At 66.3% G+C, this 26,823-nt stretch carries 29 protein-coding genes; 17 read left to right on the forward strand and 12 right to left on the reverse strand.

The genetic code is table 11. The features are described 5' to 3' along the window. Positions 1-9: 9 nt before the first annotated feature. Positions 10-372, forward strand: a complete 363-nt coding sequence (locus AC1DNE_RS18425; protein ID WP_441471154.1) for an SPW repeat protein — start codon at positions 10-12, stop codon at positions 370-372. A 42-nt stretch (positions 373-414) separates the two neighbouring features. On the opposite strand, the gene AC1DNE_RS18430 is transcribed toward AC1DNE_RS18425, so the two are convergent. The 4 genes from AC1DNE_RS18430 to nth form a co-directional block, all read right to left on the reverse strand. Further along, complete coding sequence (locus tag AC1DNE_RS18430; protein ID WP_441471155.1) at positions 415-1,233, reverse strand: ATP-binding cassette domain-containing protein; 819 nt, start codon at positions 1,231-1,233, stop codon at positions 415-417. A 10-nt stretch (positions 1,234-1,243) separates the two neighbouring features. Further along, a complete protein-coding gene (locus AC1DNE_RS18435; protein ID WP_441471156.1) occupies positions 1,244-2,548 on the reverse strand; it encodes a sugar ABC transporter permease in 1,305 nt (434 codons plus the stop codon). After that, a complete protein-coding gene (xylF, locus tag AC1DNE_RS18440; protein WP_441471157.1) occupies positions 2,541-3,587 on the reverse strand; it encodes a D-xylose ABC transporter substrate-binding protein in 1,047 nt (348 codons plus the stop codon). Before xylF ends, AC1DNE_RS18435 begins: the two co-directional genes overlap by 8 nt. Before the next feature lie 128 nt (positions 3,588-3,715). Next, complete coding sequence (nth, locus tag AC1DNE_RS18445; RefSeq protein WP_476766701.1) at positions 3,716-4,417, reverse strand: endonuclease III; 702 nt, start codon at positions 4,415-4,417, stop codon at positions 3,716-3,718. Between the two features lie 20 nt (positions 4,418-4,437). On the opposite strand from nth, the gene AC1DNE_RS18450 reads away from it, so the two are divergent. Next, entirely contained in the window at positions 4,438-4,965 is a 528-nt protein-coding gene (locus tag AC1DNE_RS18450; RefSeq protein ID WP_476766702.1) for a DUF2244 domain-containing protein, read from the forward strand. A 5-nt stretch (positions 4,966-4,970) separates the two neighbouring features. Here AC1DNE_RS18450 and AC1DNE_RS18455 read toward each other — a convergent pair whose 3' ends face one another. Beyond that, positions 4,971-5,573 carry a class I SAM-dependent DNA methyltransferase gene (locus tag AC1DNE_RS18455; protein ID WP_476766703.1) on the reverse strand — a complete coding sequence of 201 codons (603 nt, stop codon included), beginning with the start codon at positions 5,571-5,573 and terminating at the stop codon, positions 4,971-4,973. A 220-nt stretch (positions 5,574-5,793) separates the two neighbouring features. Between AC1DNE_RS18455 and AC1DNE_RS18460 the strand changes: the two genes are divergently transcribed. Continuing rightward, positions 5,794-6,690, forward strand: coding sequence for a methylated-DNA--[protein]-cysteine S-methyltransferase (locus AC1DNE_RS18460; RefSeq protein ID WP_441471345.1), 897 nt, complete (start codon positions 5,794-5,796; stop codon positions 6,688-6,690). A gap of 132 nt (positions 6,691-6,822) precedes the next feature. On the opposite strand, the gene AC1DNE_RS18465 is transcribed toward AC1DNE_RS18460, so the two are convergent. Beyond that, a complete protein-coding gene (locus tag AC1DNE_RS18465; RefSeq protein WP_476766704.1) occupies positions 6,823-8,001 on the reverse strand; it encodes a fumarylacetoacetate hydrolase family protein in 1,179 nt (392 codons plus the stop codon). Positions 8,002-8,198: 197 nt separating this feature from the next. On the opposite strand from AC1DNE_RS18465, the gene ugpB reads away from it, so the two are divergent. The 5 genes from ugpB (at position 8,199) to AC1DNE_RS18490 (ending at position 13,168) form a co-directional block, all read left to right on the forward strand. Then, a complete protein-coding gene (gene ugpB, locus AC1DNE_RS18470; RefSeq protein ID WP_476766705.1) occupies positions 8,199-9,524 on the forward strand; it encodes a sn-glycerol-3-phosphate ABC transporter substrate-binding protein UgpB in 1,326 nt (441 codons plus the stop codon). Positions 9,525-9,599: 75 nt separating this feature from the next. Next, on the forward strand, positions 9,600-10,481 hold the full coding sequence (gene ugpA / locus AC1DNE_RS18475) for a sn-glycerol-3-phosphate ABC transporter permease UgpA (protein WP_441471162.1): 882 nt from the start codon (positions 9,600-9,602) through the stop codon (positions 10,479-10,481). Continuing rightward, positions 10,481-11,233: a creatininase family protein gene (locus AC1DNE_RS18480; RefSeq protein WP_476766706.1), complete on the forward strand. Its 753-nt coding sequence runs from the start codon at positions 10,481-10,483 to the stop codon at positions 11,231-11,233. The genes ugpA and AC1DNE_RS18480 overlap by 1 nt, the downstream gene beginning before the upstream one ends. Then, entirely contained in the window at positions 11,233-12,081 is an 849-nt protein-coding gene (gene ugpE / locus AC1DNE_RS18485) for a sn-glycerol-3-phosphate ABC transporter permease UgpE (RefSeq protein ID WP_441471164.1), read from the forward strand. Before AC1DNE_RS18480 ends, ugpE begins: the two co-directional genes overlap by 1 nt. A gap of 7 nt (positions 12,082-12,088) precedes the next feature. After that, entirely contained in the window at positions 12,089-13,168 is a 1,080-nt protein-coding gene (locus AC1DNE_RS18490) for a sn-glycerol-3-phosphate import ATP-binding protein UgpC (RefSeq protein WP_441471165.1), read from the forward strand. A 140-nt stretch (positions 13,169-13,308) separates the two neighbouring features. Here the strand turns inward: AC1DNE_RS18490 and hemW are convergent, their stop codons facing one another. From hemW to rph, 3 genes are read right to left on the reverse strand one after another with little or no spacing between them, the layout of a single operon-like run. Next, a complete protein-coding gene (gene hemW / locus AC1DNE_RS18495) occupies positions 13,309-14,508 on the reverse strand; it encodes a radical SAM family heme chaperone HemW (RefSeq protein ID WP_441471166.1) in 1,200 nt (399 codons plus the stop codon). Further along, positions 14,505-15,152 (reverse strand): RdgB/HAM1 family non-canonical purine NTP pyrophosphatase, encoded by a 648-nt coding sequence (rdgB, locus tag AC1DNE_RS18500; RefSeq protein ID WP_441471167.1) that lies wholly within the window; start codon positions 15,150-15,152, stop codon positions 14,505-14,507. Before rdgB ends, hemW begins: the two co-directional genes overlap by 4 nt. Positions 15,153-15,154: 2 nt before the next feature. Further along, positions 15,155-15,871, reverse strand: coding sequence for a ribonuclease PH (rph, locus tag AC1DNE_RS18505; RefSeq protein WP_441471168.1), 717 nt, complete (start codon positions 15,869-15,871; stop codon positions 15,155-15,157). A 142-nt stretch (positions 15,872-16,013) separates the two neighbouring features. Here rph and hrcA point away from each other — a divergent pair, with 142 nt between their 5' ends. From hrcA to AC1DNE_RS18530, 5 genes are all read left to right on the forward strand, one after another. Continuing rightward, on the forward strand, positions 16,014-17,099 hold the full coding sequence (gene hrcA / locus AC1DNE_RS18510) for a heat-inducible transcriptional repressor HrcA (RefSeq protein ID WP_441471169.1): 1,086 nt from the start codon (positions 16,014-16,016) through the stop codon (positions 17,097-17,099). 214 nt (positions 17,100-17,313) lie between these two features. Beyond that, entirely contained in the window at positions 17,314-17,568 is a 255-nt protein-coding gene (locus tag AC1DNE_RS18515) for a DUF3297 family protein (RefSeq protein WP_441471170.1), read from the forward strand. 151 nt (positions 17,569-17,719) lie between these two features. Continuing rightward, positions 17,720-18,925 (forward strand): C40 family peptidase, encoded by a 1,206-nt coding sequence (locus AC1DNE_RS18520; protein ID WP_441471171.1) that lies wholly within the window; start codon positions 17,720-17,722, stop codon positions 18,923-18,925. Positions 18,926-18,941: 16 nt separating this feature from the next. Next, positions 18,942-20,207, forward strand: coding sequence for an N-acetylmuramidase domain-containing protein (locus AC1DNE_RS18525; protein WP_476766708.1), 1,266 nt, complete (start codon positions 18,942-18,944; stop codon positions 20,205-20,207). Positions 20,208-20,221: 14 nt separating this feature from the next. Beyond that, positions 20,222-20,635: a hypothetical protein gene (locus tag AC1DNE_RS18530; RefSeq protein ID WP_441471173.1), complete on the forward strand. Its 414-nt coding sequence runs from the start codon at positions 20,222-20,224 to the stop codon at positions 20,633-20,635. Between the two features lie 16 nt (positions 20,636-20,651). On the opposite strand, the gene AC1DNE_RS18535 is transcribed toward AC1DNE_RS18530, so the two are convergent. Next, on the reverse strand, positions 20,652-21,188 hold the full coding sequence (locus AC1DNE_RS18535) for a GNAT family N-acetyltransferase (RefSeq protein ID WP_441471174.1): 537 nt from the start codon (positions 21,186-21,188) through the stop codon (positions 20,652-20,654). After that, positions 21,185-21,784: a helix-turn-helix domain-containing protein gene (locus AC1DNE_RS18540; protein ID WP_476766709.1), complete on the reverse strand. Its 600-nt coding sequence runs from the start codon at positions 21,782-21,784 to the stop codon at positions 21,185-21,187. The genes AC1DNE_RS18535 and AC1DNE_RS18540 overlap by 4 nt, the downstream gene beginning before the upstream one ends. Before the next feature lie 255 nt (positions 21,785-22,039). On the opposite strand from AC1DNE_RS18540, the gene lepA reads away from it, so the two are divergent. Beyond that, complete coding sequence (gene lepA / locus AC1DNE_RS18545; RefSeq protein ID WP_441471175.1) at positions 22,040-23,845, forward strand: translation elongation factor 4; 1,806 nt, start codon at positions 22,040-22,042, stop codon at positions 23,843-23,845. Between the two features lie 162 nt (positions 23,846-24,007). Here lepA and AC1DNE_RS18550 read toward each other — a convergent pair whose 3' ends face one another. Continuing rightward, positions 24,008-24,343 (reverse strand): GIY-YIG nuclease family protein, encoded by a 336-nt coding sequence (locus AC1DNE_RS18550; protein ID WP_441471176.1) that lies wholly within the window; start codon positions 24,341-24,343, stop codon positions 24,008-24,010. Positions 24,344-24,502: 159 nt separating this feature from the next. Between AC1DNE_RS18550 and AC1DNE_RS18555 the strand changes: the two genes are divergently transcribed. The 3 genes from AC1DNE_RS18555 to AC1DNE_RS18565 all read left to right on the forward strand — a co-directional run bounded on the left by AC1DNE_RS18555 (position 24,503) and on the right by AC1DNE_RS18565 (position 26,814). Continuing rightward, on the forward strand, positions 24,503-24,709 hold the full coding sequence (locus AC1DNE_RS18555) for a CsbD family protein (protein WP_476766710.1): 207 nt from the start codon (positions 24,503-24,505) through the stop codon (positions 24,707-24,709). 132 nt (positions 24,710-24,841) lie between these two features. Further along, on the forward strand, positions 24,842-25,588 hold the full coding sequence (locus AC1DNE_RS18560; protein ID WP_441471177.1) for an SDR family NAD(P)-dependent oxidoreductase: 747 nt from the start codon (positions 24,842-24,844) through the stop codon (positions 25,586-25,588). An 8-nt stretch (positions 25,589-25,596) separates the two neighbouring features. Further along, positions 25,597-26,814, forward strand: a complete 1,218-nt coding sequence (locus tag AC1DNE_RS18565) for an acyl-CoA dehydrogenase family protein (protein WP_441471178.1) — start codon at positions 25,597-25,599, stop codon at positions 26,812-26,814. Positions 26,815-26,823: the final 9 nt, after the last annotated feature.

Below are 26,823 nucleotides of genomic sequence, written 5' to 3' on the forward strand. Positions count from 1 at the left end.
GAGGTGATCATGTTGACCGTGAATACGAACGCCAGGCGACCACAGGACTGGTGTAATCTGATCCTGGCCGGGCTGCTTTTCTTCTCACCATGGTTCATGGGCTTCGTCGGCGACTTCCTGCCGACGCGCAATGCCTGGATCGTCGGCATGGCTCTCGCCGTGATTGCGGTCGCCGCGCTTTCGGCGTTCGCCGAATGGGAGGAATGGCTGAATCTCGCGCTCGGGCTCTGGCTGGTAGCCTCGCCCTGGGTGCTCGGCTTTACCGGTAACCTCCGCGCCTTCTGGCCTCATATGGTCGTCGGCCTGCTGACTGCGGCGATCTCGGCCTGGGCGGTCTGGGATTATCGGCACGAGCCGCATGCGACGGCCTGAGGAGCCTTGCGCTCCTGCCGCTCCAGAAGGCTCCGGTGCGGTCTAGCTACGCAGCGCGCCGGGGCCGGCCACCGCGGCCGGTGGGCATTTGCCCGAGATGATCATGCCCAGCACCTCGTCCTGGGTGACGTCGGCGGTGCGCGCCGTGCCGACCACCTTGCCGTTCTTCATCACCGTGACGCGGTCGGCGAGGTCGAAGACATCGTGCAAATCATGGCTGATCAGGAAGATGCCGATCCCCTGCTTCTTGAGCTGCAGGATCAGCTCGGCGACCTGCTTCGTCTCGGCAGGGCCGAGGGCCGCAGTGGGCTCATCCATGATCAGCACGCGCGCGTTGAAATAGATGGCGCGGGCGATCGCGACCGATTGGCGCTGGCCGCCCGATAGCGCCCTCACCGGCTCCTTGAAGCGGCGGAAATGCGGATTGAGCCGGCCCATCACCTTGCGGGTTTCCGACTCCATCGTCGCGTCGTCGAGCGTACCCCAGCCGGTCAGGAGTTCGCGGCCGAGGAAGATGTTGGCGGCGGCGTCGACATTATCGGCGAGCGCGAGCGTCTGGTAGATCGTCTCGATACCGTGGCGCTTGGCGTCGCGCGGGCTCGCTATTGCGGCCTCCTCGCCATTCACATGGATTGTGCCGGCGTCGGCGCGGTAGGCGCCGGACAGGATCTTGATCAGCGTCGATTTGCCGGCTCCGTTATGGCCGAGCAGGCCGACGACCTCGCCCGGCATCAGGTCGACGCTGGCTCCATCGACCGCCTTGATGCCACCGAAGGCGATCGAGATGTCGCGCATCGCGATCAGCGGCGTCCCCTGGCCGGGATGCGTCTCGGCGAGATCAGCCGGTTCCGCGATGCTCATCGCTCCCTCCTCAGCTCAACCGCTTGCGGTAGACGCCGTCGAGCCAGACCGCGAGGACGAGCACGATGCCGACGACGATGTTCTGCAGCGGCGCATCGACGCCGATCAGCACCATGCCGGACTGCAGCGACTGCATCACCAGCGCCCCTAACATCGCACCCGCGATGGTGCCGACGCCGCCGGCCAGCGAGGTGCCGCCGATCACCGCGGCAGCGATGACATAGAGCTCGTCGAGCGTGCCGGCGGAGTTGGTCGCAGCGTTGAGGCGCGCTGTCGAAATGCAGGCGGAGATGCCGACGAGCACGCCCATTAGCCCGAAGACCAGCATCAGAACCTTGCGGGTGTTCACCCCGGAAAGCTGCGCCGCCTCGGGATTGCCGCCGATCGCGAAGACATAGCGGCCGAAGCGCAGGCGATTGGCGAGGAACGTGATGACGACGCCGACCGCGAGCGCGATCAACACGGGGACGGCAAGCCCGTGGCCGATGGCCAGGCCGCCTTCGGGCCAGATGCCCCCCTTTGCCTCGGTGAGGCGCCGGGCGATGCCGGCCGGCAATGCATAGGCATTCGCCACCATCACCATCGCCAGCACCGCGGCGCAGCCGAGGCCGGCGATCGCGATCTCGGCCCAGAGCGGGCGCAGCACGAAGCCGAAGCGCTTGCGCCGGCGCCGGATCAGCGCCGCGCCGGCGCAGATCGCCGCGCAGAGCGCGATGCCGATCGCCCAGGAGGCGCTCGTGCCGATGGCGCCCTCGACGCCGCCGCCGAGCGGCCGGAAGCGCGAATCCATCGGCGCGATGGTCTGGCCTTGCGTGACCCACCAGGCGGCGCCGCGCCAGACCAGAAGCCCGCCGAGCGTGACGATGAAGGAGGGGATGGCGAGATAGGCGATCAGCGCGCCCTGCAGCAGGCCGACGAACCCGCCGAGGCACATCGCGACGAGCAGGCTGACCAGCCAGGTCAGCGGATGCTCGAAGCCCCAGATCTCGGGCAGGACGCGGACCTGCACCAGCCCCACCACCATGCCGACGAAGCCGAGCATCGAGCCGACCGAGAGATCGATATTGCGGGTGACGATGACCAGCACCATGCCGCAGGCCATGATCGCGATCGAGGCGGTCTGGACCAGCAGGTTCCACAGGTTGCGCGGCGTCAGGAAGGCGCCGTCCGACAGCCAGTTGAAGCCGAGCCAGATCACCGCGAGCGCGGCGACCATGCCGATCATGCGCGGATCGAATTCGATCTCGCGCAAACGATCGGCAAGGCTGCGCTCATCCTGCACCGGACTGGCCGGCGCGGGGGCGGCTTCAGTCACAGGCCTTGACCTTGCCCGCCGCCACGCCCTGGCACACCGCCGATTTCGGCGCCCAGCCGGCCTCGATCACGACGCCGAGGTTGTCCTTCGTCACGGGCACGGGCTTGAGGAAGAGCGCCGTCATCTTCTGCTTGGAAGGACCCTGATCCCAAGCGGCCGAACCCGGAATCTCGGAGAGCTTGGCGCCGCCGGCGAGCTTGAGCGCGATCTCGGCAGCATTGCGCCCGAGCTCGCGCGCATCCTTCCAGATCGTCACGGTCTGCGTGCCCAATGCGACGCGGTTGAGCGCCGCGCGGTCGGCGTCCTGGCCGGAGACCGGCACGGAGCCGGAGAGGCCCTGCGCATCCATCGCCGCGATGGCGCCGCCGGCGGTGCCGTCATTCGCGGCGATCACCGCATCGACCTTGTTCTGGTTGCGCGTCAGGATCTGCTCCATGTTGCGCTGGGCGTTGGCCGGCAGCCAGCCATCGGTGAAGGCTTCGCCGACATTCTTGATCTTGCCGCCGTCGATCGCCGGCTTCAGCACCTCGATCGAGCCCTGGTAGAGGAAGTTGGCATTGGGATCGGAGCTCGAGCCCTTGATGAAGACGTAGTTGCCCTCCGGCTTTGCCTTCTGGATCTCACGCGCCATCATCCGGCCGACCTCGACATTGTCGAATGTCAGGTAGAAGGCCTGCGGGATTTCGATCAGCCGGTCATAGCCGACTACCACGATGCCCTCGTTCACCGCCTTCTCGACGGCCGGGCGAATGGCCTGCGCGTCCTGCGCCAGCACGATGATCGCCTTGGCGCCGCGCGCGATCAGGCTCTCGACATCGGTGAGCTGCTTGGCCGGCGAAGACTGCGCATCCGCCGAAAGATAGGTGCCGCCCGCCTTCTCGACTGCCGCCTTGATCGCGGCTTCGTCGGTTTTCCAGCGCTCTTCCTGGAAGTTCGACCAACTGACCCCGACGACCGGGCCTTTCGATTGCGCGAACGCGCTTGCGTGAATGGAAATGGCGGCAACGGCGATGCTCGCCGCGAGGACGAAACGCTTCATCTCGATGACCTCCTGAGCTTCCTCTGCCGCAGACTCTCAGGCTTCTCCGAGCCCCCAAGGCATCCGGCCCACGAAGCTCAGCCCAGCGGTGGAAGGCTGTCAAGCCGACCAGGGATCAAGCGGGAGGTTCAGACGACGCGCTTGTCGGGAGAGTCGCAGAGATCGTTCTGGATGCAGCGCCCGCATTCGGGCCTCAGCGCCTTGCAGGTGTAGCGCCCGTGCAGGATCAGCCAGTGATGGGCATGCCGGCCGAACTCCTCCGGTATCGCCTTCTCCAGGCCGAGCTCGACCTGCAGCACATTCTTGCCGGGCGCGAGCCGGAGCCGGTTCGAAACGCGGAAGACATGGGTGTCGACGGCGTGGGTGATCTCGCCGAAGGCGATGTTGAGCACGACATTCGCGGTCTTGCGGCCGACGCCCGGCAGGCTTTCCAGCGCTTCGCGCGTCGTCGGCACCTCGCCTCCGAACTCGGCGATCAGCTTCTCGCAGAGCGCGACGAGGTTCTTCGCCTTGTTGCGGTAGAGGCCGATCGTCTTGATGTAGTCGCGGACCTTGTCTTCGCCGAGCGCCAGCATCTTCTCCGGCGTGTCGGCGATGGCGAAGAGCGGGCGCGTCGCCTTGTTGACGCCGGCATCGGTCGCCTGCGCCGAGAGCACGACGGCGACCAGCAGCGTGAAGGCGTTCACGGATTCCAGCTCGCCCTTGGGCTCGGGGTTGGCGGCGCGGAAGCGCTCGAATATCTCGCGGATCTCGGCCGGCTTTCGGGCACGCGGCAACGTGATGCGTTTCGCCGGGGCGCGGGCACGTGCGGGCCTGTTCTGCTGATCCATGACGGCGTTATAATGCCGCTATGAACCCCGGCAAGAGCCCAGTCAGCGACAGCGCAGACGCCGCGCGGCGGCCCGTCTTCGATGCGACGATCACACCGCATCGTTCTCTCGGCCGGAATGGTCTGCGCATCGTGATGACGCTGGTCTGCCTGGCGAGCGTGATCTCCTCGATTCCCTTCGTCGTGCTCGGCGCCTGGCCGGTCGCCGGCTTCTTCGGCGTCGACGTGTTGGCGCTGTTCATCGCCTTCCATGTCAATTTCCGTCATGCGCGCGCCTTCGAGCGCATCGTGGTGACGCCCTTGGAGGTCTTGCTGCGCAAGGTCTCGCATCACGGCCGCGAAGCGGTCTGGCGCTCAAACCCTGCCTGGACGCGGCTCGAACGCCAGACCGACGAGGATTACGGCCTGCTCGGCCTTACGCTGGTCTCGCGCGGCCGGAGTGTCGCGGTCGCGACCGCGCTCTCGCCGCAGGAGCGCGCCGGTTTCGCCGATGCGCTGGGAAAGGCACTGGCGAGCGCGCGGCGAGGCCCCGATTACGGCGCAACCTAAGACGATCAGCCCTTGCGGGCGAGCCAGATCGTGTGACCGCCGCAGCTTGCATCCTCGACGACATGCGCGACGACGGAAAAGCCGTGCTCCGCCAGAAGCGCGCGATACTCCTCCGGCGCCAGGCTGCCGTGATAGAGCGGCTCGCCCTCGAAGGAGCCGACCGCTTCGCCATGCGACGGCCCGCTGGTGAACATCAGCGCTGCGGTCGCGGCGGCGTGCGCGGCAAAGACCGGGAACATCGCCCGCTGATCCTCCGGCGTCAGGTGGAAGAAGCTGTCCCAGGCGATCAGCCCGTCGAAACGGCGGCCGAGTGTGAGGTGGCGCATGTCCTGCACATGCCATTCGGCCTGCGGGAAACGTTGGCGGCAGAGTTCGATCAGAGAAGGGGCGGAGTCGATGCCGGTGACGGCGTGACGCTTTGCAAGGACATGACGCGCGATCGGCTCGCCGGAGCCGCAGCCGATGTCGAGGATCGTGGCATGCTCGGGAACAAGCGCGAGGAAACGGTCCAGCCATGCGCCCTCGAACAACGTCTTGCCGCGCAGCCGGTCGAAGGCAGCGGCGTGGCGTTCGTAGAGATCGACGATGGCGCTTGCGGCGGTCGGCATGGTCAATCCGGTTCGGTCTCGCTGCTCGGGGCAGGAAAGATATAGCGGAGGCAAGCCCGCCCTTGCCAGCTTTCGGGTGGGAACGGCATGGTCGGCGCCCTAGATTCGCATCATGACGAATGATGCGAGGTTTCAAGCCATGAACGCTCATGCTCCGATGAAAACGGCGATGACCCCGACGCGCTTTTCCAATGCGGTGCTGGCGCGGGCCGCCGAAGCGATGCCGAGCGAAGCCGATTTCCCGGCCGTGGCGCCTGGCTCGGATTACGATACCGTCCGCCGCATCCTGGCCTTCATCACCCATAACTGGCGCGAGCAGCCGACGATCGAGGCGATCGCGGATGCGGCCGGCGCCACCCCGACCGATGTCCACCATCTCTTCCGGCGCTGGTGCGGCCTGACGCCCAAGGCCTTCCTGCAGGCGATCACGCTCGACCACGCCAAGGGCCTGCTCGCCTCCTCCGCCAGCATCCTCGACACCGCGCTCGAAGTCGGGCTTTCCGGTCCCGGACGGCTGCACGACCTCTTCGTGACGCATGAGGCGATGTCGCCCGGCGAGTGGAAGCTGGGTGGAGAGGGGCTGAAGCTCTCCTACGGCTTCCATGCCTCTCCCTTCGGGGAGGCGCTGATCGTGGTGACGGACCGCGGGCTCGCCGGGCTCGGCTGGGTTTCGAACAGCGTCGATGGCGGCAAGGTCGTCGGCGGGCGCGCCGAGGCTCTGGCCGACATGATGCGCCGCTGGCCCCATGCCGACTATCGCTACGATCCCATGCTGACGGCGCCCTATGCCGGCCGCATCTTCGAGCCCAAGGCCTGGTCGGCGGAGACGCCGCTGCGCGTCGTGCTGATCGGCACCGATTTCGAGGTCCGGGTCTGGGAGACGCTGCTGCGGATCCCGGTCGGCTGCGCGACGACCTATGGCGACGTCGCCAACCACATCGGCAAGCCGAGCGCGGCGCGGGCCGTCGGCATGGCCGTCGGCAAGAACCCGATCTCCTTCGTGGTGCCTTGCCATCGCGTCATCGGCAAGTCCGGGGCGCTCACCGGCTATCACTGGGGCCTGACACGCAAGCGCGCCATCCTCGGCTGGGAGGCGGGCCAGGCTACGGCCGGCTGAGCCTGCTGCTACTCAACGCGTCATGCTCGTCCTTGTGGCGAGCATGACGCGTCTTGAACACAGCCTTCGACGAAGCGAAGACGTGGATGGCCGGGGCAAGCCCGACCATGACGGGTCTGTCGCGGACTGCGCTCAGAGCAGCCCGCGTTTCGCCAGATGGCGCATCAGATGCGAGGCGCCGAAGGTCCAGGGCTCGCAGGCATCGGTGCGCTTCATCCGGTTGACCAGGCTGCCGAGCTCGGGCGCCGCGATGGTGACGATGTCCCCGTATTTGTGGGTGAAGCCGCCGCCCGGCGCATCGCGGTCCTTGATCGGCGCGAACATGGTGCCGAGGTAGAGCGCCGCTCCGTCCGGATACTGATGGTGCGGGCCGATCATCTGCGCCGCGAGGTCGGCCGGGTCGCGGCTGATCTTGGCGATCGAGGACGAGCCCTCCAGCGTGAAGCCGTCCTCGCCCTCGACCGTCAATGTCACCGTCGTCTTGCGGACATGATCGAGCGTGAAGCCGGCGTCGAAGAAGCGGATGAAGGGGCCGACCGCGGCCGCCGCATTGTTGTCCTTCGCCTTGCCGAGCAGCAGGGCCGAGCGGCCCTCGACATCGCGCAGGTTGACGTCGTTGCCGAGGGTGGCGCCGACGATGCGCCCATCCGAGGCGACGATCAGGACGATCTCGGGTTCCGGGTTGTTCCAGCTCGATGCCGGATGCAGGCCGGCGTCAGTGCCCGTGCCGACCGTCGACATCGCCGGGGCCTTTGTGAAGATCTCGGCATCCGGCCCGATGCCGACTTCGAGATACTGGCTCCAGGCGCCCTGCGCGATCAGCACCTCTTTGAGATGCATCGCCTCGGCCGAGCCCGGCTTCAGCTTGGAGAGGTCGTCGCCGATCAGCTTGCCGATCTCCTCGCGGATAGTCGCGGCCGCAGCCGGGTTCCCGCGCGCCTTCTCCTCGATGACGCGCTCCAGCATCGAGACCGCGAAGGTGACGCCGGCCGCCTTCACGGCCTGCAGGTCGAGCGGCGACAGCAGCCAGGGGCGCTTCGGATCGCGGCCGTCCACAGGCGTGTTGGCAAGGATCTCGGCGAGCGAGCCGAGTGCCTCGCCTTTCGTAGCGCGCAGTGCGGCCGCCGGATCGGCGCTCTCGCAGAGGTCGCGGCTGGTCGGGAAGGTGGCGGTGATGTCGACGAACTGCCCGTCGCGCAGCGTGACCACCGCCGGGCCGCCGAGATCGGGGCGCCAGACGCGGCCGGCCAGCGCGGCGGCACCGGCATCCTGCGGCAAGGTCGTCGAGACGGAAAGGGCGAGGCTCGTCATGATGCGGTCCGGAAAAGGCGAGTCAGGATGCGCAGATCAGCTGTTTATGCGTGAATGCGCAAGCCGGGCCGCGGCCATAAGTGCCTTGCAAAAACTGTCATCGTTTTGTCATTGAAATGTCGCCTGCGCTTCATGCTAGCTTGCGCACCAACGACAAGAACCGCGGCGCCCGCCCGCCCGCGGAAGGGAGACACTCCATGAGCATCAAATCGCGCATCCTGATGTCGGTCGCCGCCTTCGCGCTCGTCGGCGCTTCGCCGGCCCTTGCGCAGACCGAAATCCAGTGGTGGCACGCCCTGACGGGCGCCAACAACGACGTGGTCGTCAAGCTCGCTGAGGACTTCAACGCCTCGCAGAAGGACTACAAGGTCGTCCCGGTCTACAAGGGCTCCTATCCCGACGCGCTGAACGCCGGCATCGCCGCTTTCCGCGCCGGCCAGGCGCCGCACATCCTGCAGGTCTTCGAGGTCGGCACCGGCACGATGATGTCGGCCAAGGGCGCGATCAAGCCGGTTCACGAGGTGATGAAGGAAGCCGGCGAGAAGTTCGATCCGAACGCCTATCTCCCCGCCATCACCGGCTATTATTCGACGGCTAAGGGCGACATGCTCTCGATGCCGTTCAATTCGTCCTCGATGGTGATGTGGTACAACAAAGACGCCTTCAAGAAGGCGGGCCTCGACCCGGCGAAGCCGCCGAAGACCTGGCCCGAGACCTTCGAGGCCGCCAAGAAGCTGAAGGCTGCCGGCTACGACAAGTGCGCCGTCTCGAACGCCTGGGCGACCTGGGCCAATATCGAGCAGTTCGGCGCCTGGCACAACATCCCGCTCTCGACCAAGGTCAACGGCATGGCCGGCTTCGACGCCGTGCTGAACTTCAACAAGAGCCCGGCCTTCCTCAAGCACTGGACCAATCTGGTCGAGCTGCAGAAGGACAAGACCTACGATTATTCCGGCCGCACCAACAACGGCGAAGGCCGCTTCACCTCGGGTGAGTGCCCGATCTTCCTGACCTCCTCGGGCTTCTTCGGCAACGTCAAGGCGAATGCCAAGTTCGACTGGGGCAATGCGGCGATGCCGTATTATCCGGATGTGCAGGGTGCGCCGCAGAACTCGATCATCGGCGGCGCCTCGCTGTGGGTGATGGGCGGCAAGAAGGCCGACGAGTACAAGGGCGTCGCCAAGTTCTTCACCTTCCTCTCGGATGTCGACCGTCAGGTGAAGCTGCATACCGAGTCGGGCTATCTGCCGATCACCAAGGCCGCCTATGAGAAGGTCAAGGCGTCCGGCTTCTACAAGGACAAGCCCTATCTCGAGACGCCGATCCTCGAGCTGACCAACAAGACCCCGACCGACAACTCGAAGGGCCTGCGCTACGGCAGCCTCGTCCAGATCCGCGACATCTGGTCGGAGGAGCTGGAGGCGGCGCTGAACGGCCAGAAGTCGCCGCAGGCGGCGCTGGACGCGGCGGTCGAGCGCGGCAACCAGATGCTGCGCCAGTTCGAGCGCACGGCCTCGCGGTAAGCGCGTAGCCTCTTGCATCTCTAGGGCCATCCCGGACAAATGCGTCCGGGATGGCCGTCTCGTTCAAGGAAGCCGATGCAGAAGAACGCGTACTTCAAGGGGCTGACCATTCCCTTCCTGCTGCTGCTGCCACAGCTCGCAATCACCATCGTGTTCTTCTACTGGCCGGCGAGCCAGGCGGTCTGGCAGAGCTTCCTGCTTGAAGATGCCTTCGGTACTTCGACCGAGTTCGTCTGGTTCGAGAACTATCAGCTGCTCTTCGCCGACCCCGGCTATCTCAAGGCCTTCATCAACACCGCGGTGTTCTCGACCTTCGTCTGCATTTTCTCGCTGTCGATCGCGCTGCTCTTCGCGGTGATGGCCGACCGGCAGGTCCGCGGCGCCGAGATCTACAAGACGCTGCTGATCTGGCCCTATGCGGTGGCGCCCGCCATTGCCGGCGTGCTCTGGCTGTTCATGTTCGACCCCTCGCTGGGCATGCTCGCGCGCGGGCTGCAGGTGCTCGGCATTCCCTGGAATCCGCGGCTCAACGGCAACCATGCCATGCTGCTCGTCATCCTGGCCGCGACCTGGAAGCAGATCAGCTACAATTTCCTGTTCTTCCTCGCCGGCCTGCAGTCGATCCCGAAGAGCGTGATCGAGGCGGCGGTGATCGACGGCGCCCGGCCGATGCGCCGCTTCTGGACCATCGTCTTCCCGCTGCTCTCGCCGACGACCTTTTTCCTGCTCGTCGTCAACATCGTCTACGTCTTCTTCGACACCTTCGGCATCATCGACGCGGTCACCGGCGGCGGCCCCTCGGGCGCGACGGAAACGCTGGTCTACAAGGTCTTCGCCGACGGCAAGGGCGGCTCGAATCTGGGCGGCTCGGCGGCGCAGTCGGTGATCCTGCTGGTCATGGTCATCGGCCTCACCGCGGTCCAGTTCCGCTTCATCGAACGCAAGGTGAGCTACTGATGGCCTCCGTCCTCTGGCAAGACCTCACCGCCGAGGAGCTGCGCGCCAAGGCGGCGAAGGATACGATCGTCGTGCTCCCCGTCGCCTCGATCGAGCAGCATGGGCCGCATCTGCCGGTTGGCGTCGACACCGTTCTTTGCAGCGGCGTCTGCAAGGCCGCGGCCGAGCGGGCCGGTGATGTCGAGGTGGTCGTCGCGCCGACGCTGTGGTGCGGCATGGCCGAGCATCACATGGCCTTCGGCGGGACCTTCACCTTCGACATCCCGACCTATCGCGCGGTGCTGCTCGCCTTCCTTGGGAGCATCGAGCGCCACGGTTTCCACCGCGTGCTGATCGTCAACGGTCATGGCGGCAACATCGCCGCGCTGACGGCCTTCCTGCCCGACTTCGCCCGCGAGACGCGGCTGCATGTCGAGGCGACCACCTATTTCCTGCTGGCGCATGACGCGCTCGGGCCGCTGCTGGAGGATCAGCAGGGCGTGCAGCATGCCTGCGAGGTCGAGACCTCGATGATGATGGTGCTGGCACCGGGCTCGGTCCGCGAAGCCCGCCTCGGCGAAGCGTTCGGCGCCCGCGAGGGCCTGCCCGGACGCCCGACCGTGTCGCGGCATCGTTCCTTCCGGGAGATGACGGAGACCGGCGTGGTCGGCGATGCCCGCCGCGCCACGCTGCAGAAGGGGCAAGCCTGCCTCGATGCCTGCGCCGAAGCGCTGGCCGGGCTGCTGCGCGAGATGGGCAAGGGGGGGATCTGATGGTCGAGGACCGCCGCCTGGGCGACGCGATCGCCTATGTCATCCTGACGATCGGCGTGCTGATCGTCGCCTTCCCGGTCTGGCTGACCTTCGTCGCCTCGACCTGGGATGCGACCACCGTGATCAACGGCCAGATGCCGCTCTATCCGGGGCCGTATTTCCTTGAGAACTACAACCGCATTCTCTTCGTCGGAACCTCCGGCACGACGCGCGAGCCGGTGATCGGGATGATGCTCAACTCCTTCATCATGGCGATGGCGATCGCGCTCGGGAAGATCTTCATCTCCGTGCTCTCGGCCTATGCGGTGGTCTATTACCGCTTCCCGTTCCGCATGGCGGCGTTCTGGATCATCTTCATCACGCTGATGCTCCCCGTCGAGGTCCGCATCTTCCCGACATTCAAGATCGTCTCCGATCTCAACATGCTCGATACCTATCAGGGCCTCGCGGTCCCGCTCATCGCCTCGGCGACAGGCACGCTGCTCTTCCGCCAGTTCTTCATGACGATTCCCGACGAATTGCTGGAAGCTTCCAAGATCGACGGCGCCGGCCCGTTCAAGTTCTTCAAGGACACGCTGCTGCCGCTCTCGATCACCACGATCGCGGCGCTGTTCGTGATCCAGTTCATCTATGGCTGGAACCAGTATCTCTGGCCGCTCCTGGTGACGACCAAGGACTCGATGCAGACCATCGTCATCGCCATCAAGAAGATGATCGTCACCGCCGACGCGCTGACCGAATGGCAGCTCGCCATGGCCACGGCCATGCTGGCGATGCTGCCGCCCGTCTTCGTCGTCATCGTCATGCAGAGGCTCTTCGTGAAGGGCCTGGTCGAAACCGAGAAGTAATCCGCGAATGGCCCAGGTCACTCTCAACAGCGTCAAGAAGGTCTATGCCGGCGGCGTCGAGGCCGTGAAGGGCGTTTCCTTCGACATTCCCGACGGCGGCTTCTGCGTGCTGGTCGGCCCCTCCGGTTGCGGCAAGTCCACGCTGCTGCGCATGGTCGCCGGTCTCGAGACGATCTCCTCGGGCGAAGTCGCGATCGGCAGCCGCGTCGTCAACCAGATCGAGCCGGCCGACCGCGACATCGCGATGGTGTTCCAGAACTATGCGCTCTACCCGCATATGAACATCTACGACAACATGGCCTACGGCCTGCGCAACCGCGGCACGCCGAAGGACGAGATCGACAAGCGCGTGAAGGAGGCGGCGCGCATCCTCGCGATCGAGCCCTTCCTCGAGCGCCGGCCGCGGCAGCTTTCCGGCGGCCAGCGCCAGCGCGTCGCCATGGGCCGCGCCATCGTGCGCAAGCCGCAGGTCTTCCTCTTCGACGAGCCGCTCTCGAACCTCGATGCCAAGCTGCGCGTCCAGATGCGCGTCGAGATCAAGAAGCTGCAGCGCGCGCTCGGCGTCACCTCGATCTACGTCACCCACGATCAGGTCGAGGCGATGACGCTCTCCGACAAGCTCGTGGTGATGAATGCCGGCCAGGTCGAACAGATCGGCGTGCCGGCCGAGGTCTACCGCAAGCCGGCCAGCAAGTTCGTCGCGACCTTCATCGGCTCGCCGCCGATGAACATCCTGCCCGGCCTGGTCGACGGCCCCGGCATCGTCGCGCTCGGCGACGCCATCATTGAGGTCCGCGACCTGCGCGAGGATCTGGCGGCGCAGGCGCCGGTCGAGGTGGGCCTGCGGCCCGAGGATGTCGAGATCGCCTCGGAAGGCCAGGCGGGCTCGCTGCCCTTCGACGTCGAGTTCATCGAGGAGCTCGGCGCGACCCAGCTCTTCCACGGCAAGCTCGCGGGCCAACCCTTCGTGATGCAGGCGGCGACCGGCGACGTCGCGGCGCAGGAAGGCCGGCTCTGGATCACCGTCGATCCCGACAAGGTCCACGTCTTCGATCCGAAGACGGGGGTGAGGCTGGGCAAGCGCTGAGCGGCTTTCCGACGCTCTCCGTCATGGTCGGGTTTGTTCCGACCATCCACGTCTTCGCTGGTCGAGGGACGTGTTCAAGACATGGATGCTCGCCGCAAGGGCGAGCATGACGGCGGGGGGGCCGCGAAAGCCGGCGAAACTCAGGCCGCCAGATCGGCCACCAGCGCGTCGAGCAGCAGTGCGCCATCCGGCGTCGCCGCGAGCCGGCCGCCATGCCGGTGCATCAGGAGCTTCTCGTCGATCAGGCTGGCGACGCGGTTGGCGTTGAGCTCGCGGCCCGCCAGCGCCTTGAACACCGCCGGGTCGATGCCTTCGACCAGCCGCAGCCCCATCAGCAGGTATTCGTCGCCTTGCGATTCCTCGCTCAGCCGCTCGTCCTCGACCAGGGCGTGGCCTTCAGCTTCGACCCGCTCCAGCCAGATTTCCGGTCGCTTCTCGGTCGAATGCGCCATGCGGCCCTGCGTCGTCACCAGCCTGCCATGGGCGCCGGGGCCGACGCCGGCATATTCGCCATAGTGCCAATAGACGAGGTTGTGGCGGCATTCCGCGCCCGGCCGCGCGTGGTTCGAGATCTCGTAGACCGGCAGGCCGTGCTTGGCTGTCACCTCTTGCGTGATCTCGTAGAGCGCCGCGCCGGCATCATGGTCGGGAATCGCGAGCTTGCCGGCCCGGAACAGCCGCTCGAAGGCCGTGCCCGGCTCGATGGTGAGCTGGTAGAGCGAGAGGTGCTCGGCCGCATGGCTGATCGCCAGCTCCAGCTCGGCGCGCCAGAGCGCGGGCGTCTGCATCGGCGAACGGGCGTAGATCAGGTCGAAGGAATAGCGCTCGAAATATTTCCGCGCGATCGCGACCGCCGCCAGCGCTTCCTCGGCGGAGTGCATGCGGCCGAGCGCCTTGAGATCGGAGTCGTTCAGCGCCTGCACGCCGAGCGAGACGCGGTTGACGCCGGCAGCCCTGAAGTCGCGGAAGCGCCCGGCCTCGACGCTGGTCGGGTTCGCCTCCAGCGTCACTTCGCACTTCGGATCGACTGCCCAGTGCTCCCCGATCGCATCGAGGATCGCGCCGACCGTGCGGCCTTCCATGAGCGAGGGCGTGCCGCCGCCGAAGAAGATCGAGGAGACCGTGCGGCCGGGCACCAGCGCGGCGCGATGCGCGATCTCGCGGCGGAAGGCTGCGATGTAACGGGCCTGGTCCGGCGGTTGCAGCCGGACATGGCTGTTGAAGTCGCAATAGGGGCATTTGGCCAGGCAGAACGGCCAGTGCACATAGACGGCGAAGCCCGCATCTGTTGTCGGATGCGGGGCGGTGGGCCGCTCCGCAAGGGCGGCCGCGGTGCTCATGCCGGTTTCCTCAGGCAGGCGGCGGCAAGGACATGGAAGGCGCGCGCCCGGTGGGACAGGCCGGGGGAGCCATCGGCCGGGATGCCGTGCTTCTCGGCCGCTGTCATCTCGCCGAAGGTCTTCGCGTGCCCGTCAGGCAGGAAGATCGGGTCGTAGCCGAAGCCGCCCGCGCCACGGACCTCATGAGTGATCGTGCCGAAGACGCGGCCCTCGAACAGCTCCTGATGGCCGTCCGGCCAGGCGATCACCAGCGCCGAAACGAAATGCGCCCCGCGCTTGTCGGGCGTGGCGGCGCCGCGCTTGGCCAGTTCGATCTGCACGCGCGCGATCGCGGGGGCGAAATCCTTGCCCGGACCGGCCCAATTGGCAGAGAACAGGCCGGGTGCACCGTCGAGCGCGTCGATGCAGACGCCCGAGTCGTCGGAGAGCGCAGGCAGGCCGCTCGCCCTGGTCGCGGCGACCGCCTTGATCGCCGCATTCTCCGAGAACATGGTGCCGTCCTCGACCGGCTCGGGCAGGCCGAGCTCCCCGGCCGAGACGAGCTCGATGCCGTAGGGAGCCAGAAGCTGTCGCATCTCGCGCAGCTTGCCCTGGTTGTGGGTCGCGATCACGACCTTGCCGGTGAGGAGGCGGTGCTGGCTCATCGTCAGGCCACAGCCGCCTTCTGGAGGGCGACCAGCTTGGAAACGCCGCCCTTGGCGAGCTTGAGCAGCGAAAGCAGCTCCTCCTCCGAGAACGGCGCGCCTTCCGCCGTACCCTGCACCTCGACGAGGCCGCCCGTGCCGGTGATGACGAAATTCGCGTCGGTCTGCGCGCCGGAATCCTCGACATAGTCGAGGTCGATCACCGGCTGGCCGGCGACGATGCCGCAGGAGACGGCGGCGACATGGTCCTTCAGCGGGTTGGTGCCCTTGAGGAGCCCGCGGCCTTCCATCCATTTCAACGCGTCGTGCAGCGCCACCCAGGCGCCGGTGATCGACGCCGTCCGGGTGCCGCCATCGGCCTGCAGCACGTCGCAGTCGACGACGATCTGGCGCTCGCCGATCGCGGTCAGGTCGACGACGGCGCGAAGCGAGCGCCCGACCAGTCGCTGGATCTCCTGCGTGCGGCCAGAGGGTTTGCCGGAGGTAACCTCGCGGCGCGTGCGCTCATGCGTTGCGCGCGGCAGCATCGAATACTCGGCGGTGACCCAGCCCTTGCCGGTGCCGCGCAGCCACGGCGGGCCCTTTTCCTCGACGGTGGCGGCGCAGAGCACCTTGGTCTCGCCGAACGTCACCATGCAGGAGCCCTCGGCATAGCGCACCACGCCGCGTTCGAGCGTGACCTTGCGCATCTCGTCGGCGGCGCGTTTGGAGGGTCGCATGAAATGATCCTGTCTTGCGGAGAAGTGGCGGCTTTTAGGCTCTCCCGCCCGGTACGGCAAGGCAGGGGGGCTTTCTACCCCTTGATCCATGCGCATCGCGTGACGACAATAGGACAGAGGAACGGTTCGCCCGTAAAGGTTCATGAGCGCCCACACGCCCCGCCCCGAGACGATAAGCAGCCTGGTCGAGACCGATCAGCGCTCGCGCGAGATATTCCGCCAGATCGTCGACGGCTTTCTGACGACCGGCGAGCCTGTCGGCTCGCGCAACATCGCGCGCCTGCTGCCGATGTCGCTCTCGCCGGCGACGGTGCGCAACGTCATGACCGATCTGGAGCTGGCCGGGCTGATCTACGCGCCGCACACCTCTGCGGGGCGCCTTCCTACGGAACGAGGCCTGCGCTTCTTCGTCGATGCGATGATGGAGGTCGGCAACCTCACCTCCGACGAGCGCAAGCGCATCGAGGCACAGATCAGGGCTGCCGCAACCAACCGCAGCCTCGACCAGACGCTGACCGAGGCCTCGGCGCTGCTCTCCGGCCTGTCGCGCGGCGCTGGTGTCGTCGTCACCACCAAGGCTGATCCAAGGCTCAAGCACATCGAGTTCGTCCGGCTCGATCCCGCCCGTGCGCTGGTCGTGCTCGTCGCGGAGGACGGCACGGTCGAGAACCGCCTGCTGGCGCTGCCGCCCGGCCTGCCGGCTTCGGCGCTGAGCGAGGCCGCGAACTTCCTCAACGCGCGTATCATCGGCAAGACGCTCGCCGAATTGCGCGGCGAGATCGCGACCCAGCGCACGCAGATGGAGCGCGAGCTCGATGCGCTGACCGCCCGGCTGGTCGAGAACGGCATCGCCACTTCGTCGGGCCCGAGCAGCGACCGGCACCTGATCGTCCGCGGCCAGGCGAACCTGCTCGAGGACCTGAAGGCGCAGGAGGACCTCGAGCGCATCCGCCTGCTCTTCGGCGATCTCGAGACCCAGACCGACGTGATCGATCTTCTGTCGCGAGCGGAGGATGGCGACGGCGTGCGCATCTTCATCGGCTCGGAGAACAAGCTGTTCTCGATGTCGGGCTCCTCGATGGTGGCGGCCCCCTTCCGCGATGCCGAGCAGCGCATCGTCGGCGTCGTCGGCATCATCGGCCCGACGCGTCTGAACTATGCCCGCATCGTCCCGATGGTCGACTACACCGCCAAGGTGGTCGGCAGCCTGCTCGACGGCGAACGCTGACGCGCAGCATCTGTCTGAGGAAGTACGCCGTTGTTCCGGGCGTGGCCCGCAAGCCATCGAAGAAAACCGGAACGCCGCCAGGGCTTCCGGATCGGCGCGGTTTCGCCGCTCGCCCGGGATGACGACGCGTTTCCATCTTGAAGAATTTGGCTTCCGTCGCGGATGAGGCTATCTCCGCGCGAAAGCGCCCCCGAATCCACAAGAGCCAAAGCCCATGTCAGACCAGCTTCCCGACCGCCTCTCCGTCAACCCGGACAGCCCGTTTTACGACGCCGAGGTGCTGGCGCGCGACATCGGCATCCGTTTCAAGGGCGTCGAGAAGACCAATGTCGAGGAATATTGCGTCTCCGAAGGCTGGGTGAAGGTCGCGGCCGGCAACGCCAAGGATCGCTTCGGCCGCCCGATGACGATCACGCTGAAGGGCCCTGTCGAGCCCTATATCCGCGGCGAGGCTCAGGCCGAAGGCTGATCGCGGCCTTCTGCAGGGCTGCGGAAACGAGGCGCCGGGCAGTGGCCGGTGCACTGCCGGGCCTCTGTCGTTAACGCAGTTGCCGCTGCGGCATTGCGTCGGGGAGGCGCATATGCATTGATCATGCAACCATAAGTTGTGTGAGGTGCGCATGTTGGCTCCGTGGTGGCTGATCGCGAATACCCTCCGGGGCATCACCGAATACAAGGGCGCAGCAGCGGAACCGCGGATTTTGGAGATGTTCCGCCTGTCGGGACACGGCCAGGTCCGCAGCGACGAGCACGCGTGGTGTGCGGCTTTCGCCGGCGCCTGCCTCGTGCTTTCCGGCTACTCCTCGAGCCGCTCGCTGATGGCCCGCAGCTATCTCAACCTCGGCGTGAAGCTCGAAGAGCCACGCGAAGGTTGCATCGTCGTCCTCTCTCGCAACGAGGCGAACAGCTCTTATGGCCATGTCGGCTTCTTCCTGCGCGAGGATGATGAGCACCTGTTCGTGCTCGGCGGCAATCAGGGGGACAGCGTCAAGGTCTCCAGCTATCCGAAATCCCGGCTGCTTGGTTATCGTTGGCCAACCGAGCGCGCTCCGGTTGCGACCAGCGGCCTCTTGCCGAATATCTTGCAGCTCGGCGTACCGGACGATCAGATCACGACGGATGCGCTGGAGGATGAGCAGCGCGGGGTGCTTGGCGCGATCGATGGCGGGCAAGGCCTCCTTGAATTCTTGCCGCTCCGCCCCGGCGCAAATCCCGATTCCGTCGATCAGATCAAGGCCGTTCAGGGGCTCCTGAACGATCAGGGCTATCCGGCCGGGAGGGACGACGGCGACTACGGGCTGCGGACGATGACGGCCGTCTTCTCGTTCCAGCAGGCCAATGGCATTGCGCCCACCGGCATCGTCGACGCGCGGACCTGGTTCCAGCTTCGCAGGGGCGAACCGATGCCACTCTGGCCGGAGCGGCGCAACGAGACGGCGCGGGATCTGAAGCGGGAGGGCTCCGAGACGATTGCGCTGACCGACCGCGGTCGCTGGCTGGCGCTCGCGACCGCCCTGTTCGGCATATTGGGACTGACCGATGCGCGAACCGACCTTTTCGAGAGGACGGGCCAGTTGGCCACCCGGGCCGAAGCGGCTTCAACGCAGATCGTGCAATCGCCCTCCGTGACGGATTGGGTCATGCCTGCAGCCGTTGCCCAGGAGGCGGGAAGCCCCCTGCCTACGATCTTGCCGGTCCTTCTGGGGGCCAAGGGCGGGGTCTGGCTCGTCTTGATCGGGCTTGCCGTCATGCTCTGGCGCAATGCGCAGGCGACCACCGCCCAGCGTGTCGATGAACACCGCACAGGCGCGAATCTGCGTTTCTGATCGAAGGGGGGAGCCTATGGTCGATTTCACGCAGGACATCGTCAACGAGATCACGCGGCTGGCCCAGACACAGGGGCTGGAGCCCGCCGTGGCTCTCGCCGTCGTCGAGGTCGAGAGCAATGGTCGCGCTTTCGAAGCTGACGGCATCACGCCAGTCTTCCTGTTCGAGAAGCATGTCTTCCATCGGCTGTTGCGCGAGGCCGCGCCGTCTCTCCTGGCGCGGGCGGAAGCGGAAGGCCTCGCCATCCCGAGCTGGCAGCGCTCCTCCCAATATGCCGATCAGGGGCGTGCGGGCCGTCTGGGCTTGCTGCAGCGCGCCCGGGCGATCCACGAGGAGCTCGCCAATCGCTCCGCCTCCTGGGGGCTTGGTCAGATCATGGGCTTCAACGCGGTTGCGCTGGGCTATGCATCGGCCACCGATATGGTCGCGAGCATGGCGACGGGCGCGACCGCGCAGATCGAGGCGATGCTGCACTTCATCGCGGCGAATCCAGCGATGATGCAGGCCTTGCGGAGCCGCGACTGGGCGGGTTTCGCGTATCGCTACAACGGCAAGGGCTACGCTGCGAACCGCTACGACACGCGGCTGGAAACAGCCTACGGGGCCTGGGCCGCGCGGCTACGCATGCCTGGAGCCGTCGCAACGACGCTCTCGCCCTCGGTCACGCGCGGGTGGACCGAGATGGAACGCGTGCAGGAGCATCTGGCCCGCCTGGGCTATCCGGTGGGCAAGATCGACGGCCTCTTCGGTCCAATCACCTCCGGCGCCCTCTTCGCCTTCCAGGTGCAGAACGGCCTGTCGGCGACAGGACAGCCCGACGATGCGACCTTGCTCGCTCTGGCGGGCGGGTTGCCGATGCCTGTCGCGCCGGCGCGCGCGCAGGCGACGCCGGGAGACCTGTATGACGACGGCGTGCCTGCAATCGTGGCCGCCGACAATAACCGCAAGGCCGCCATCGGCGTCGGCGCTGCCGGTATCCTCGGTGGTCTGGGAGCGATGCCCGGTGTCGGCCAGGCGGTCGAAGGCATCTTCAAAACCATGTTCACGCCGGCGTCCGGAGCTGGTGATGTGGCGAAATCTCTCGGCGACCTCGCTGTCGGCGCCCTGCCATATCTCGGGTCCGCCGGCCTCGTGCCGGCTGCGGCCGTCGGGGCCGGGTTGTTTCTGTTTCGCAGCATCGCGGGGATTGCGGAGGAGCGCGTCGCCGACCGCCGCAAAGGCTTCGAGAGGAATTCACCGTCGCGCGCGGTCTTCGCGCCGGTCGAGCACTGGAGGGGATGATGCGAGGCAGATCCATGCGAATGGCGTGCCGCGGCATCGCAGTCTGCGGGGTCGTTTCCGCCGTGATCGGGCCTCTCGCAGCGGCACCCGTCCTTTCGGATCTCAAGGGCGACTGGGTTCTCCTCGCCGAGCGCGAAGGTCATCTCGGCCTGGCCATCGATGTTGTCGGCCAGGAGGTGATGCTGAGGGAAATGATCCGCGTGGGCTATGCCGAATGCATGCTGACAGGCAGCGGCTCCCAGATCGGCGCCACCGCAAGCGCAAAGGTCAACAGCTTCGTCGTTCACTGCAGCGGCAAACGCATGTTCGGCCACCCGCGGGATTGCACGTTCAAAGCCGGCCAATTCGCGGATATCGCCGAGGTCTCCTGCAGTACGGGCAAGCAGGCGGGTCCGACCGTCATGCTGCGCAGGGTGCGCAAGAGCTGACGGCAGGGGCGCTCCGTCAGCGCAGATCCTTGTAGAAGAAGGTCGATCCGCAGTCGGCCCCGCCGGGCATCAGCGCAAAGCGCGGGATCGTGCCGGCCTCCGTCCAGCCGAGGCGGTTGTAGAGCCTGCGCGCCGCGCCGTGTTCGTCGGTGTCGAGCACGAGGAGGTCGCGGCCTTTTTCCCGCGCGATGGCCTCGGCGCGCTGCATCAGCGCCTCGCCGATGCCTTGACGGCGGGCGCGCGAATGCACCAGCACCTTGGCGATCTCGGCCCGGTGCGGCTGGTTCGGTTTGCCGATCAGATGCAACTGCGCCGTGCCGACGATGCCGTCGTCATTCCGCGCGGCCAGCAGAATAACCTGCCCGCTTGCGACGCTGGCCGCGGCATCGCGCCAGAAGCGCTCATAGTCGGCCGAAGTGTTCCAATCCATGAAGCCGACGGAGGCGCCATTGGCGACGCAGTCGCGCAGGATATCGGTGAGCGCGGGGATGGCGGCCTCAGTTGCTTCGGCATCGAGCGTCTCGATGGCGACGGTGAGCGTGGTCGCGTTCATGCGATATGTCCTGGATAGGTGCCGCTTCTGGCGGCGAGGATGACGGCGTAGCGAACGGGTTCGCTGCCCGGATTGCGGTAGATGATCGCGCCGCGCAGATGCATCTGCAGGCAGTCGCCCTCGGCGAGTTCGTGGCGGATCCCTTCGACCGTCAGGTCGAGCCGGCCCTGCAGCACCCAGACCTGCTGATCCAGTGCCGGGGTGCCGGTCGCGTTGTCGAGGCGGACCTCGGCTCCGGCCGGCAACTCGACCTCGACGATCTCGAAGCCCGAGCCCGTTCCGCGCGGTGAGACATTGCGGCGCAGGTAGCCGCTTGCCGGATCGCGCCAGACCGGCTGGGCGCCGCGGCGGATGAGCGGCCCGCTTCCTGCATCCTCTTCCAGCAGCGCCGAGAGCGAGAGGCCGAGCCCCGAGCCGAGCCGGACGAGCAGCGCGGCCGTCGGGCTCGATTCGCCGCGCTCGACGCGCGAGATCATGGCGCGGCTGACGGCACTACGCTCGGCAAGTGCCTCGAGCGTCAGGCCATAGCGCTGGCGGGCCGCTTTCAGCCGCTGCCCGAGCCGCCGGTCGATTTCGGTATCGCTTTCGAACTCCATGAATGGAGAATAAATCTTATATATTGGAATTTGCAAGAGAGATGCGTTTAGGCGCGCCCTGCGACAACGCCTCTGCTACGATCCCGGCTTGGCCCCGGGGGGCATCGCGGGCTCCGGAATTCCACGGTGGACCCCGGATCTCCGCTTCGCTCTGTCCGGAATGACGCGGAGGTTCCGGGAAAAACAACACCCCGGAGCTGCCTTGGAACAGCCCCGCCGCTTGGCGCCAAGCGGCTTCACTGCTATGGCGCGCGCATGAGCACCCGCACCATCGACAATATCCGCAACTTCTCGATCGTCGCGCATATCGACCACGGCAAGTCGACGCTGGCCGATCGGCTGATCCAGCAGACCGGCACGGTCGCCGCCCGCGACATGAGCGAGCAGATTCTCGACTCGATGGATATCGAGAAGGAGCGCGGCATCACCATCAAGGCGCAGACGGTGCGGCTGGATTACCGGGCGAAGGACGGCAAGGATTACGTCCTCAACCTGATGGACACTCCCGGCCACGTCGACTTCGCTTATGAGGTCTCGCGCTCGCTGGCTGCCTGCGAGGGCTCGCTCCTGGTCGTCGATGCGTCGCAGGGCGTCGAGGCGCAGACGCTCGCCAATGTCTATCAGGCGCTCGACGCCGGCCATGAGATCGTCACCGTCCTCAACAAGATCGACCTGCCGGCTGCCGATCCCGAGCGGATCAAGGAGCAGATCGAGGACGTGATCGGGCTCGATGCCTCCGACGCGGTGCCGATCTCGGCCAAGACGGGCCTCAACATCGAGGGCGTGCTGGAAGCCATCGTCGAGAAGCTGCCGGCCCCGAAGGGCGATCCCGAGGCGCCGCTCAAGGCGATGCTGGTCGACAGCTGGTACGATGCCTATCTCGGCGTCGTCGTGCTCGTGCGCATCATCGACGGCGTGCTGAAGAAGGGCATGACCATCCGCATGATGCGCGCCAACGCCTCCTATGGCGTCGACCGCGTCGGCGTGTTCAAGCCCAAGATGCTGGAAGTGAAGCAACTCGGCCCCGGCGAGGTCGGCTTCTTCACCGCCTCGATCAAGGAAGTCGCGGACACCGCCGTCGGCGACACCATCACCGACGAGAAGAAGCCGATCGCCGAGCCGCTGCCGGGCTTCAAGCCGGTGCAACCGGTGGTGTTCTGCGGCATCTTCCCGGTCGATGCCGCCGATTTCGAATTGCTGCGCGGCGCCATGTCGAAGCTGCGGCTGAACGACGCCTCGTTCTCCTACGAGATGGAGACCTCGGCCGCCCTCGGCTTCGGTTTCCGCTGCGGCTTCCTCGGGCTCCTGCATCTGGAGATCATCCAGGAGCGGCTGGAGCGCGAGTTCAACCTCAACCTGATCTCGACCGCGCCCTCCGTCGTCTATCACCTGCGCCTGCGCGACGGCTCGACGCTCGAACTGCACAATCCGGCCGATATGCCTGATGTGATGAAGATCGAGGCGATCGACGAGCCCTGGATCCGTGCCACTATCTTCACCCCTGACGAATATCTCGGCTCCGTGCTGAAGCTCTGCCAGGACCGCCGCGGCCTGCAGATCGACCTCGGTTATGTCGGCTCGCGCGCCAAGGTCGTCTACGATCTGCCGCTCAACGAAGTGGTGTTCGACTTCTACGACCGCCTGAAGTCGATCTCGAAGGGCTATGCCTCCTTCGACTACCAGATCACCGATTACCGCGAGGGCGACCTCGTCCGCATGTCGGTCCTGGTCAATGCCGAGCCTGTCGACGCGCTCTCGATGCTGGTCCACCGTACGCGGGCCGAGTCGCGCGGTCGCGCCATGTGCGAGAAGCTCAAGGAGCTGATTCCGCCGCACATGTTCCAGATTCCGGTGCAGGCGGCGATCGGCGGAAAGATCATCGCTCGCGAGACCATCCGGGCGCTGCGCAAGGACGTCACCGCCAAGTGCTATGGCGGCGACGCCACCCGCAAGCGCAAGCTTCTGGAGAAGCAGAAGGAAGGCAAGAAGAAGATGCGGCAGTTCGGCAAGGTCGAAATCCCGCAGGAGGCCTTCATCGCCGCCCTCAAGATGGACGACTGAGCGGGCGAGACCCCAAACATCCGTCCTTTCAGAATGGGGGGCGGTCATCCCGGACAAGCCGCGCCAGCGGCGCCGATCCGGGATCCATGCCTGGACCGTTCCGGAATGGATCCCGGGTCTGCGCTTCGCTCCGCCCGGGACGCCGCCCAGGATTGCGCTCGATCAGAGCATCTCCGCGCTGAGCGTCGCCTGCCAATGGGCGAGGCGCTCCTTCAGCACGCGATCCCGCACATAGACGATATCCTCGTCCTCCAGCCTTTCGAGCGCCTCGAACTGGAAGGCCTCGGGGCCCAGCGCATTCCATGCCGCCTGCAAACTGCGCTGCCGGTGATTGCCGTGGCGCAGCGTGAAGCGCAGGCGGTTCTCGATCGTCGCGAGATCGGGCGCGCGGCCGACCCAGCTCTGGCCGCTCGCCTCGCAGCGGAAGGCATAGATGCCCGCCACCGATTTCCGTTCCTTGTAGGCGGCCGTTGCCGCCTTTCTATCCGCGATCTGCATCGGTCCAACCCATCCTGTTCGACGGGTGCTAAATAATACCCGGATTTTAATAAGGCAATATTTTATCCGGGTATTTTATGTTCTGCGGCATTTTTCGATGAACAATGGCGCTGCTGACGCGTTGTTTTCTCGAATCCACTCTCAAACGAGGAGGTCCCGATGGACTGGAACCGCGTCGAAGGAAACTGGAAGCAGCTCAAGGGCAAGGTGAAGGAGCAGTGGGGCAAGCTGACCGATGACGATCTCGACGTCATCGCCGGCAAGCGCGACCAGCTCGAAGGCAAGATCCAGGAGCGCTACGGCCTCGCCAAGGACAACGCCCGCAGCGATGTCGACGCCTGGTACGGCCGACAGACCTGGCAGTAATCAGGCAGCCGCGGATCGGTGGTGACGAAGTAAGGAGCCCCGGCGTCCCGCGCCGGGGCTCTTCGACGTTTGGCGCCTTGATCGCCGCCGGTAACCGGCCGAGACTTAGCCGTGTTCGAAACGGGATGCCGGATGTTCGAGGATCTCTCAGGAAGGAGCGCCCTGGTGACGGGAGCCTCCGGTGGGCTGGGGCTGCATTTCGCCAAGCTGCTCGCGCGCCATGGCGTCGAGGTTACGCTCGCCGCGCGCCGGCAATCTGCGCTGGATCAGGCATGTGGCGAGATCGCTGCCGCGGGCGGCACTGCGCAAAACATTCTGCTGGATGTCGGCGATGCCACTTCCATCACCGATGCGCTCGCCGGCCGGCATTTCGACATCCTGGTCAACAATGCAGGTGTCAGCGGCGCCGGTCCGGCGGCCGACCTTTCCGAAGCGGATTGGGATGCGGTGCTCGACACCAATCTCAAGGGCGTCTTCCTCGTCGCCCAGGCCGTGGCGCGCGGCATGCGCGAAGCCGGGCGCGGCGGAGCCATCGTCAACATCGCTTCGATCCTCGGCCATCGCGTCGCCGGCGGCGTCAGCGCCTATGCGGCCTCGAAGGCGGGCGTCATCCAGCTCACCAAGGCCCTGGCGCTCGAATGGGCACGCGACGGCATTCGCGTGAACGCCCTTTGCCCCGGTTATATCGAGACCGACATCAACCGCGATTTCTTCGCGACTGAAGCCGGTCTGAACTTGATCAAGCGCATCCCGCAGCGAAGGCTGGGCAAGCCGGAGGAGCTCGACGGCGCCCTTCTGCTGCTCGCCTCGACCGCCGGCAGCTACATCACCGGCGCGACCATCGAAGTCGATGGCGGCCATCTCGTTTCGTCTCTGTGAGAACGGCCATGGATTTCGAGATTTCTGCCCGCATCGAGGATTATCGCGCCCGCATCGCCGCATTCGTCGAGCGCGAAATCATGCCGCTCGAAGCGGATCGGGCTTCCTATGACGCGCATGGCAACATCGCGCTGCCCCTGCTGGAGACCGTGCGCGCCAAGGCCCGTGCGGCTGGGCTCTGGTGCCTGCAGCTCAAGCCGGAAACCGGCGGGGCCGGGCTTGGCAAAATGGGCATGGCGGTCGCCTATGAGGAGATGAACCGCTCGATCTTCGGCCCCGTCGTCTTCAACTCGGCGGCGCCGGATGACGGCAACATGATGGTGCTGGAGGCGCTCGGAACCCCCGATCAGAAGGAGCGCTGGCTGAAGCCCATCGTCGAGGGCAAGGTCCGCTCGGCCTTCGCCATGACCGAGCCCCACCCCGGCGGCGGCTCCGACCCTTCGATGATCCTGACCAAAGCCGAACGGCGGGGCGACACGTACATTGTTAGCGGCCGCAAATGGTTCATTACGGGGGCGGAGGAGGCGAAGCACTTCATCCTGGTCGCCCGCACCTCGGACGATCCGCGCAGCGGCCTCACCGCCTTCCTCTTCCATGCCGACCAGCCGGGCTGGCGCATCCTGCGCCGCATCGAGATTATGGGGCCGGAGGAGCATGGCGGCCATTGCGAGCTGGAATTCGACGGCCTGGAGATTCCGGTCGAGGATGTGCTCGGCGGCGAAGGCAGGGGCATGAAGGTGACGCAGGTCCGCCTTGGCCCGGCCCGCCTGACGCATTGCATGCGCTGGCTTGGCCTCTCCAGGCGCTGCGTCGAGATCGCGCAGGCCTATGCCGCCGAGCGCTACGGCTTCGGCCAGCGCCTCGCCGATCGCGAGAGCATTCAGCTCAAGCTCGGCGACCTCGCCATGCGCATCGAGATCGGCCGCATGCTGGTGATGAAGGCGGCCTGGGAGCTCGATCGTGGCGGCTTCGCCCGCAAGGAGGTCTCGATGGCCAAGGTCCAGGTTGCGAATGTCCTGCACGATGCCGCCGATGTCGCCATCCAGATCAACGGTGCCCGCGGCTATTCCAAGGATACCGTGCTGGAGTGGATCTACCGCTACGCCCGCCAGGCGCGGCTGGTCGACGGCGCAGATGAAGTCCACAAGATGGTGCTGAACGGCTTCCTGACCGAGGAAGGCCGCGATTTCTGGCGCTGGCCCGTCGCCGGGCAGGCACAAGGCTGAGGCGTCGCG

This window comes from Allobosea sp. 05L423 (assembly GCF_056397745.1).

Excerpts from the sequence above, each read along its gene's own strand:
- AC1DNE_RS18565 (WP_441471178.1), top strand. The coding sequence starts at position 25,597 with ATGGATTTCGAGATTTCTGCCCGCATCGAGGATTATCGCGCCCGCATC.
- AC1DNE_RS18490 (WP_441471165.1), top strand. The coding sequence starts at position 12,089 with ATGGCCCAGGTCACTCTCAACAGCGTCAAGAAGGTCTATGCCGGCGGC.
- AC1DNE_RS18515 (WP_441471170.1), top strand. The coding sequence starts at position 17,314 with ATGTCAGACCAGCTTCCCGACCGCCTCTCCGTCAACCCGGACAGCCCG.
- AC1DNE_RS18540 (WP_476766709.1), bottom strand. The coding sequence starts at position 21,784 with ATGGAGTTCGAAAGCGATACCGAAATCGACCGGCGGCTCGGGCAGCGG.
- ugpE (WP_441471164.1), top strand. The coding sequence starts at position 11,233 with ATGGTCGAGGACCGCCGCCTGGGCGACGCGATCGCCTATGTCATCCTG.
- AC1DNE_RS18425 (WP_441471154.1), top strand. The coding sequence starts at position 10 with ATGTTGACCGTGAATACGAACGCCAGGCGACCACAGGACTGGTGTAAT.
- AC1DNE_RS18465 (WP_476766704.1), bottom strand. The coding sequence starts at position 8,001 with ATGACGAGCCTCGCCCTTTCCGTCTCGACGACCTTGCCGCAGGATGCC.
- AC1DNE_RS18455 (WP_476766703.1), bottom strand. The coding sequence starts at position 5,573 with ATGCCGACCGCCGCAAGCGCCATCGTCGATCTCTACGAACGCCACGCC.
- nth (WP_476766701.1), bottom strand. The coding sequence starts at position 4,417 with ATGGATCAGCAGAACAGGCCCGCACGTGCCCGCGCCCCGGCGAAACGC.
- hemW (WP_441471166.1), bottom strand. The coding sequence starts at position 14,508 with ATGAGCACCGCGGCCGCCCTTGCGGAGCGGCCCACCGCCCCGCATCCG.
- hrcA (WP_441471169.1), top strand. The coding sequence starts at position 16,014 with ATGAGCGCCCACACGCCCCGCCCCGAGACGATAAGCAGCCTGGTCGAG.
- AC1DNE_RS18525 (WP_476766708.1), top strand. The coding sequence starts at position 18,942 with ATGGTCGATTTCACGCAGGACATCGTCAACGAGATCACGCGGCTGGCC.
- rph (WP_441471168.1), bottom strand. The coding sequence starts at position 15,871 with ATGCGACCCTCCAAACGCGCCGCCGACGAGATGCGCAAGGTCACGCTC.
- AC1DNE_RS18430 (WP_441471155.1), bottom strand. The coding sequence starts at position 1,233 with ATGAGCATCGCGGAACCGGCTGATCTCGCCGAGACGCATCCCGGCCAG.
- AC1DNE_RS18460 (WP_441471345.1), top strand. The coding sequence starts at position 5,794 with ATGCCGAGCGAAGCCGATTTCCCGGCCGTGGCGCCTGGCTCGGATTAC.
- AC1DNE_RS18550 (WP_441471176.1), bottom strand. The coding sequence starts at position 24,343 with ATGCAGATCGCGGATAGAAAGGCGGCAACGGCCGCCTACAAGGAACGG.
- AC1DNE_RS18530 (WP_441471173.1), top strand. The coding sequence starts at position 20,222 with ATGCGAATGGCGTGCCGCGGCATCGCAGTCTGCGGGGTCGTTTCCGCC.
- AC1DNE_RS18450 (WP_476766702.1), top strand. The coding sequence starts at position 4,438 with ATGAACCCCGGCAAGAGCCCAGTCAGCGACAGCGCAGACGCCGCGCGG.
- AC1DNE_RS18555 (WP_476766710.1), top strand. The coding sequence starts at position 24,503 with ATGGACTGGAACCGCGTCGAAGGAAACTGGAAGCAGCTCAAGGGCAAG.
- lepA (WP_441471175.1), top strand. The coding sequence starts at position 22,040 with ATGAGCACCCGCACCATCGACAATATCCGCAACTTCTCGATCGTCGCG.
- AC1DNE_RS18480 (WP_476766706.1), top strand. The coding sequence starts at position 10,481 with ATGGCCTCCGTCCTCTGGCAAGACCTCACCGCCGAGGAGCTGCGCGCC.
- AC1DNE_RS18520 (WP_441471171.1), top strand. The coding sequence starts at position 17,720 with ATGTTGGCTCCGTGGTGGCTGATCGCGAATACCCTCCGGGGCATCACC.
- ugpA (WP_441471162.1), top strand. The coding sequence starts at position 9,600 with ATGCAGAAGAACGCGTACTTCAAGGGGCTGACCATTCCCTTCCTGCTG.
- AC1DNE_RS18560 (WP_441471177.1), top strand. The coding sequence starts at position 24,842 with ATGTTCGAGGATCTCTCAGGAAGGAGCGCCCTGGTGACGGGAGCCTCC.
- ugpB (WP_476766705.1), top strand. The coding sequence starts at position 8,199 with ATGAGCATCAAATCGCGCATCCTGATGTCGGTCGCCGCCTTCGCGCTC.
- xylF (WP_441471157.1), bottom strand. The coding sequence starts at position 3,587 with ATGAAGCGTTTCGTCCTCGCGGCGAGCATCGCCGTTGCCGCCATTTCC.
- AC1DNE_RS18535 (WP_441471174.1), bottom strand. The coding sequence starts at position 21,188 with ATGAACGCGACCACGCTCACCGTCGCCATCGAGACGCTCGATGCCGAA.
- rdgB (WP_441471167.1), bottom strand. The coding sequence starts at position 15,152 with ATGAGCCAGCACCGCCTCCTCACCGGCAAGGTCGTGATCGCGACCCAC.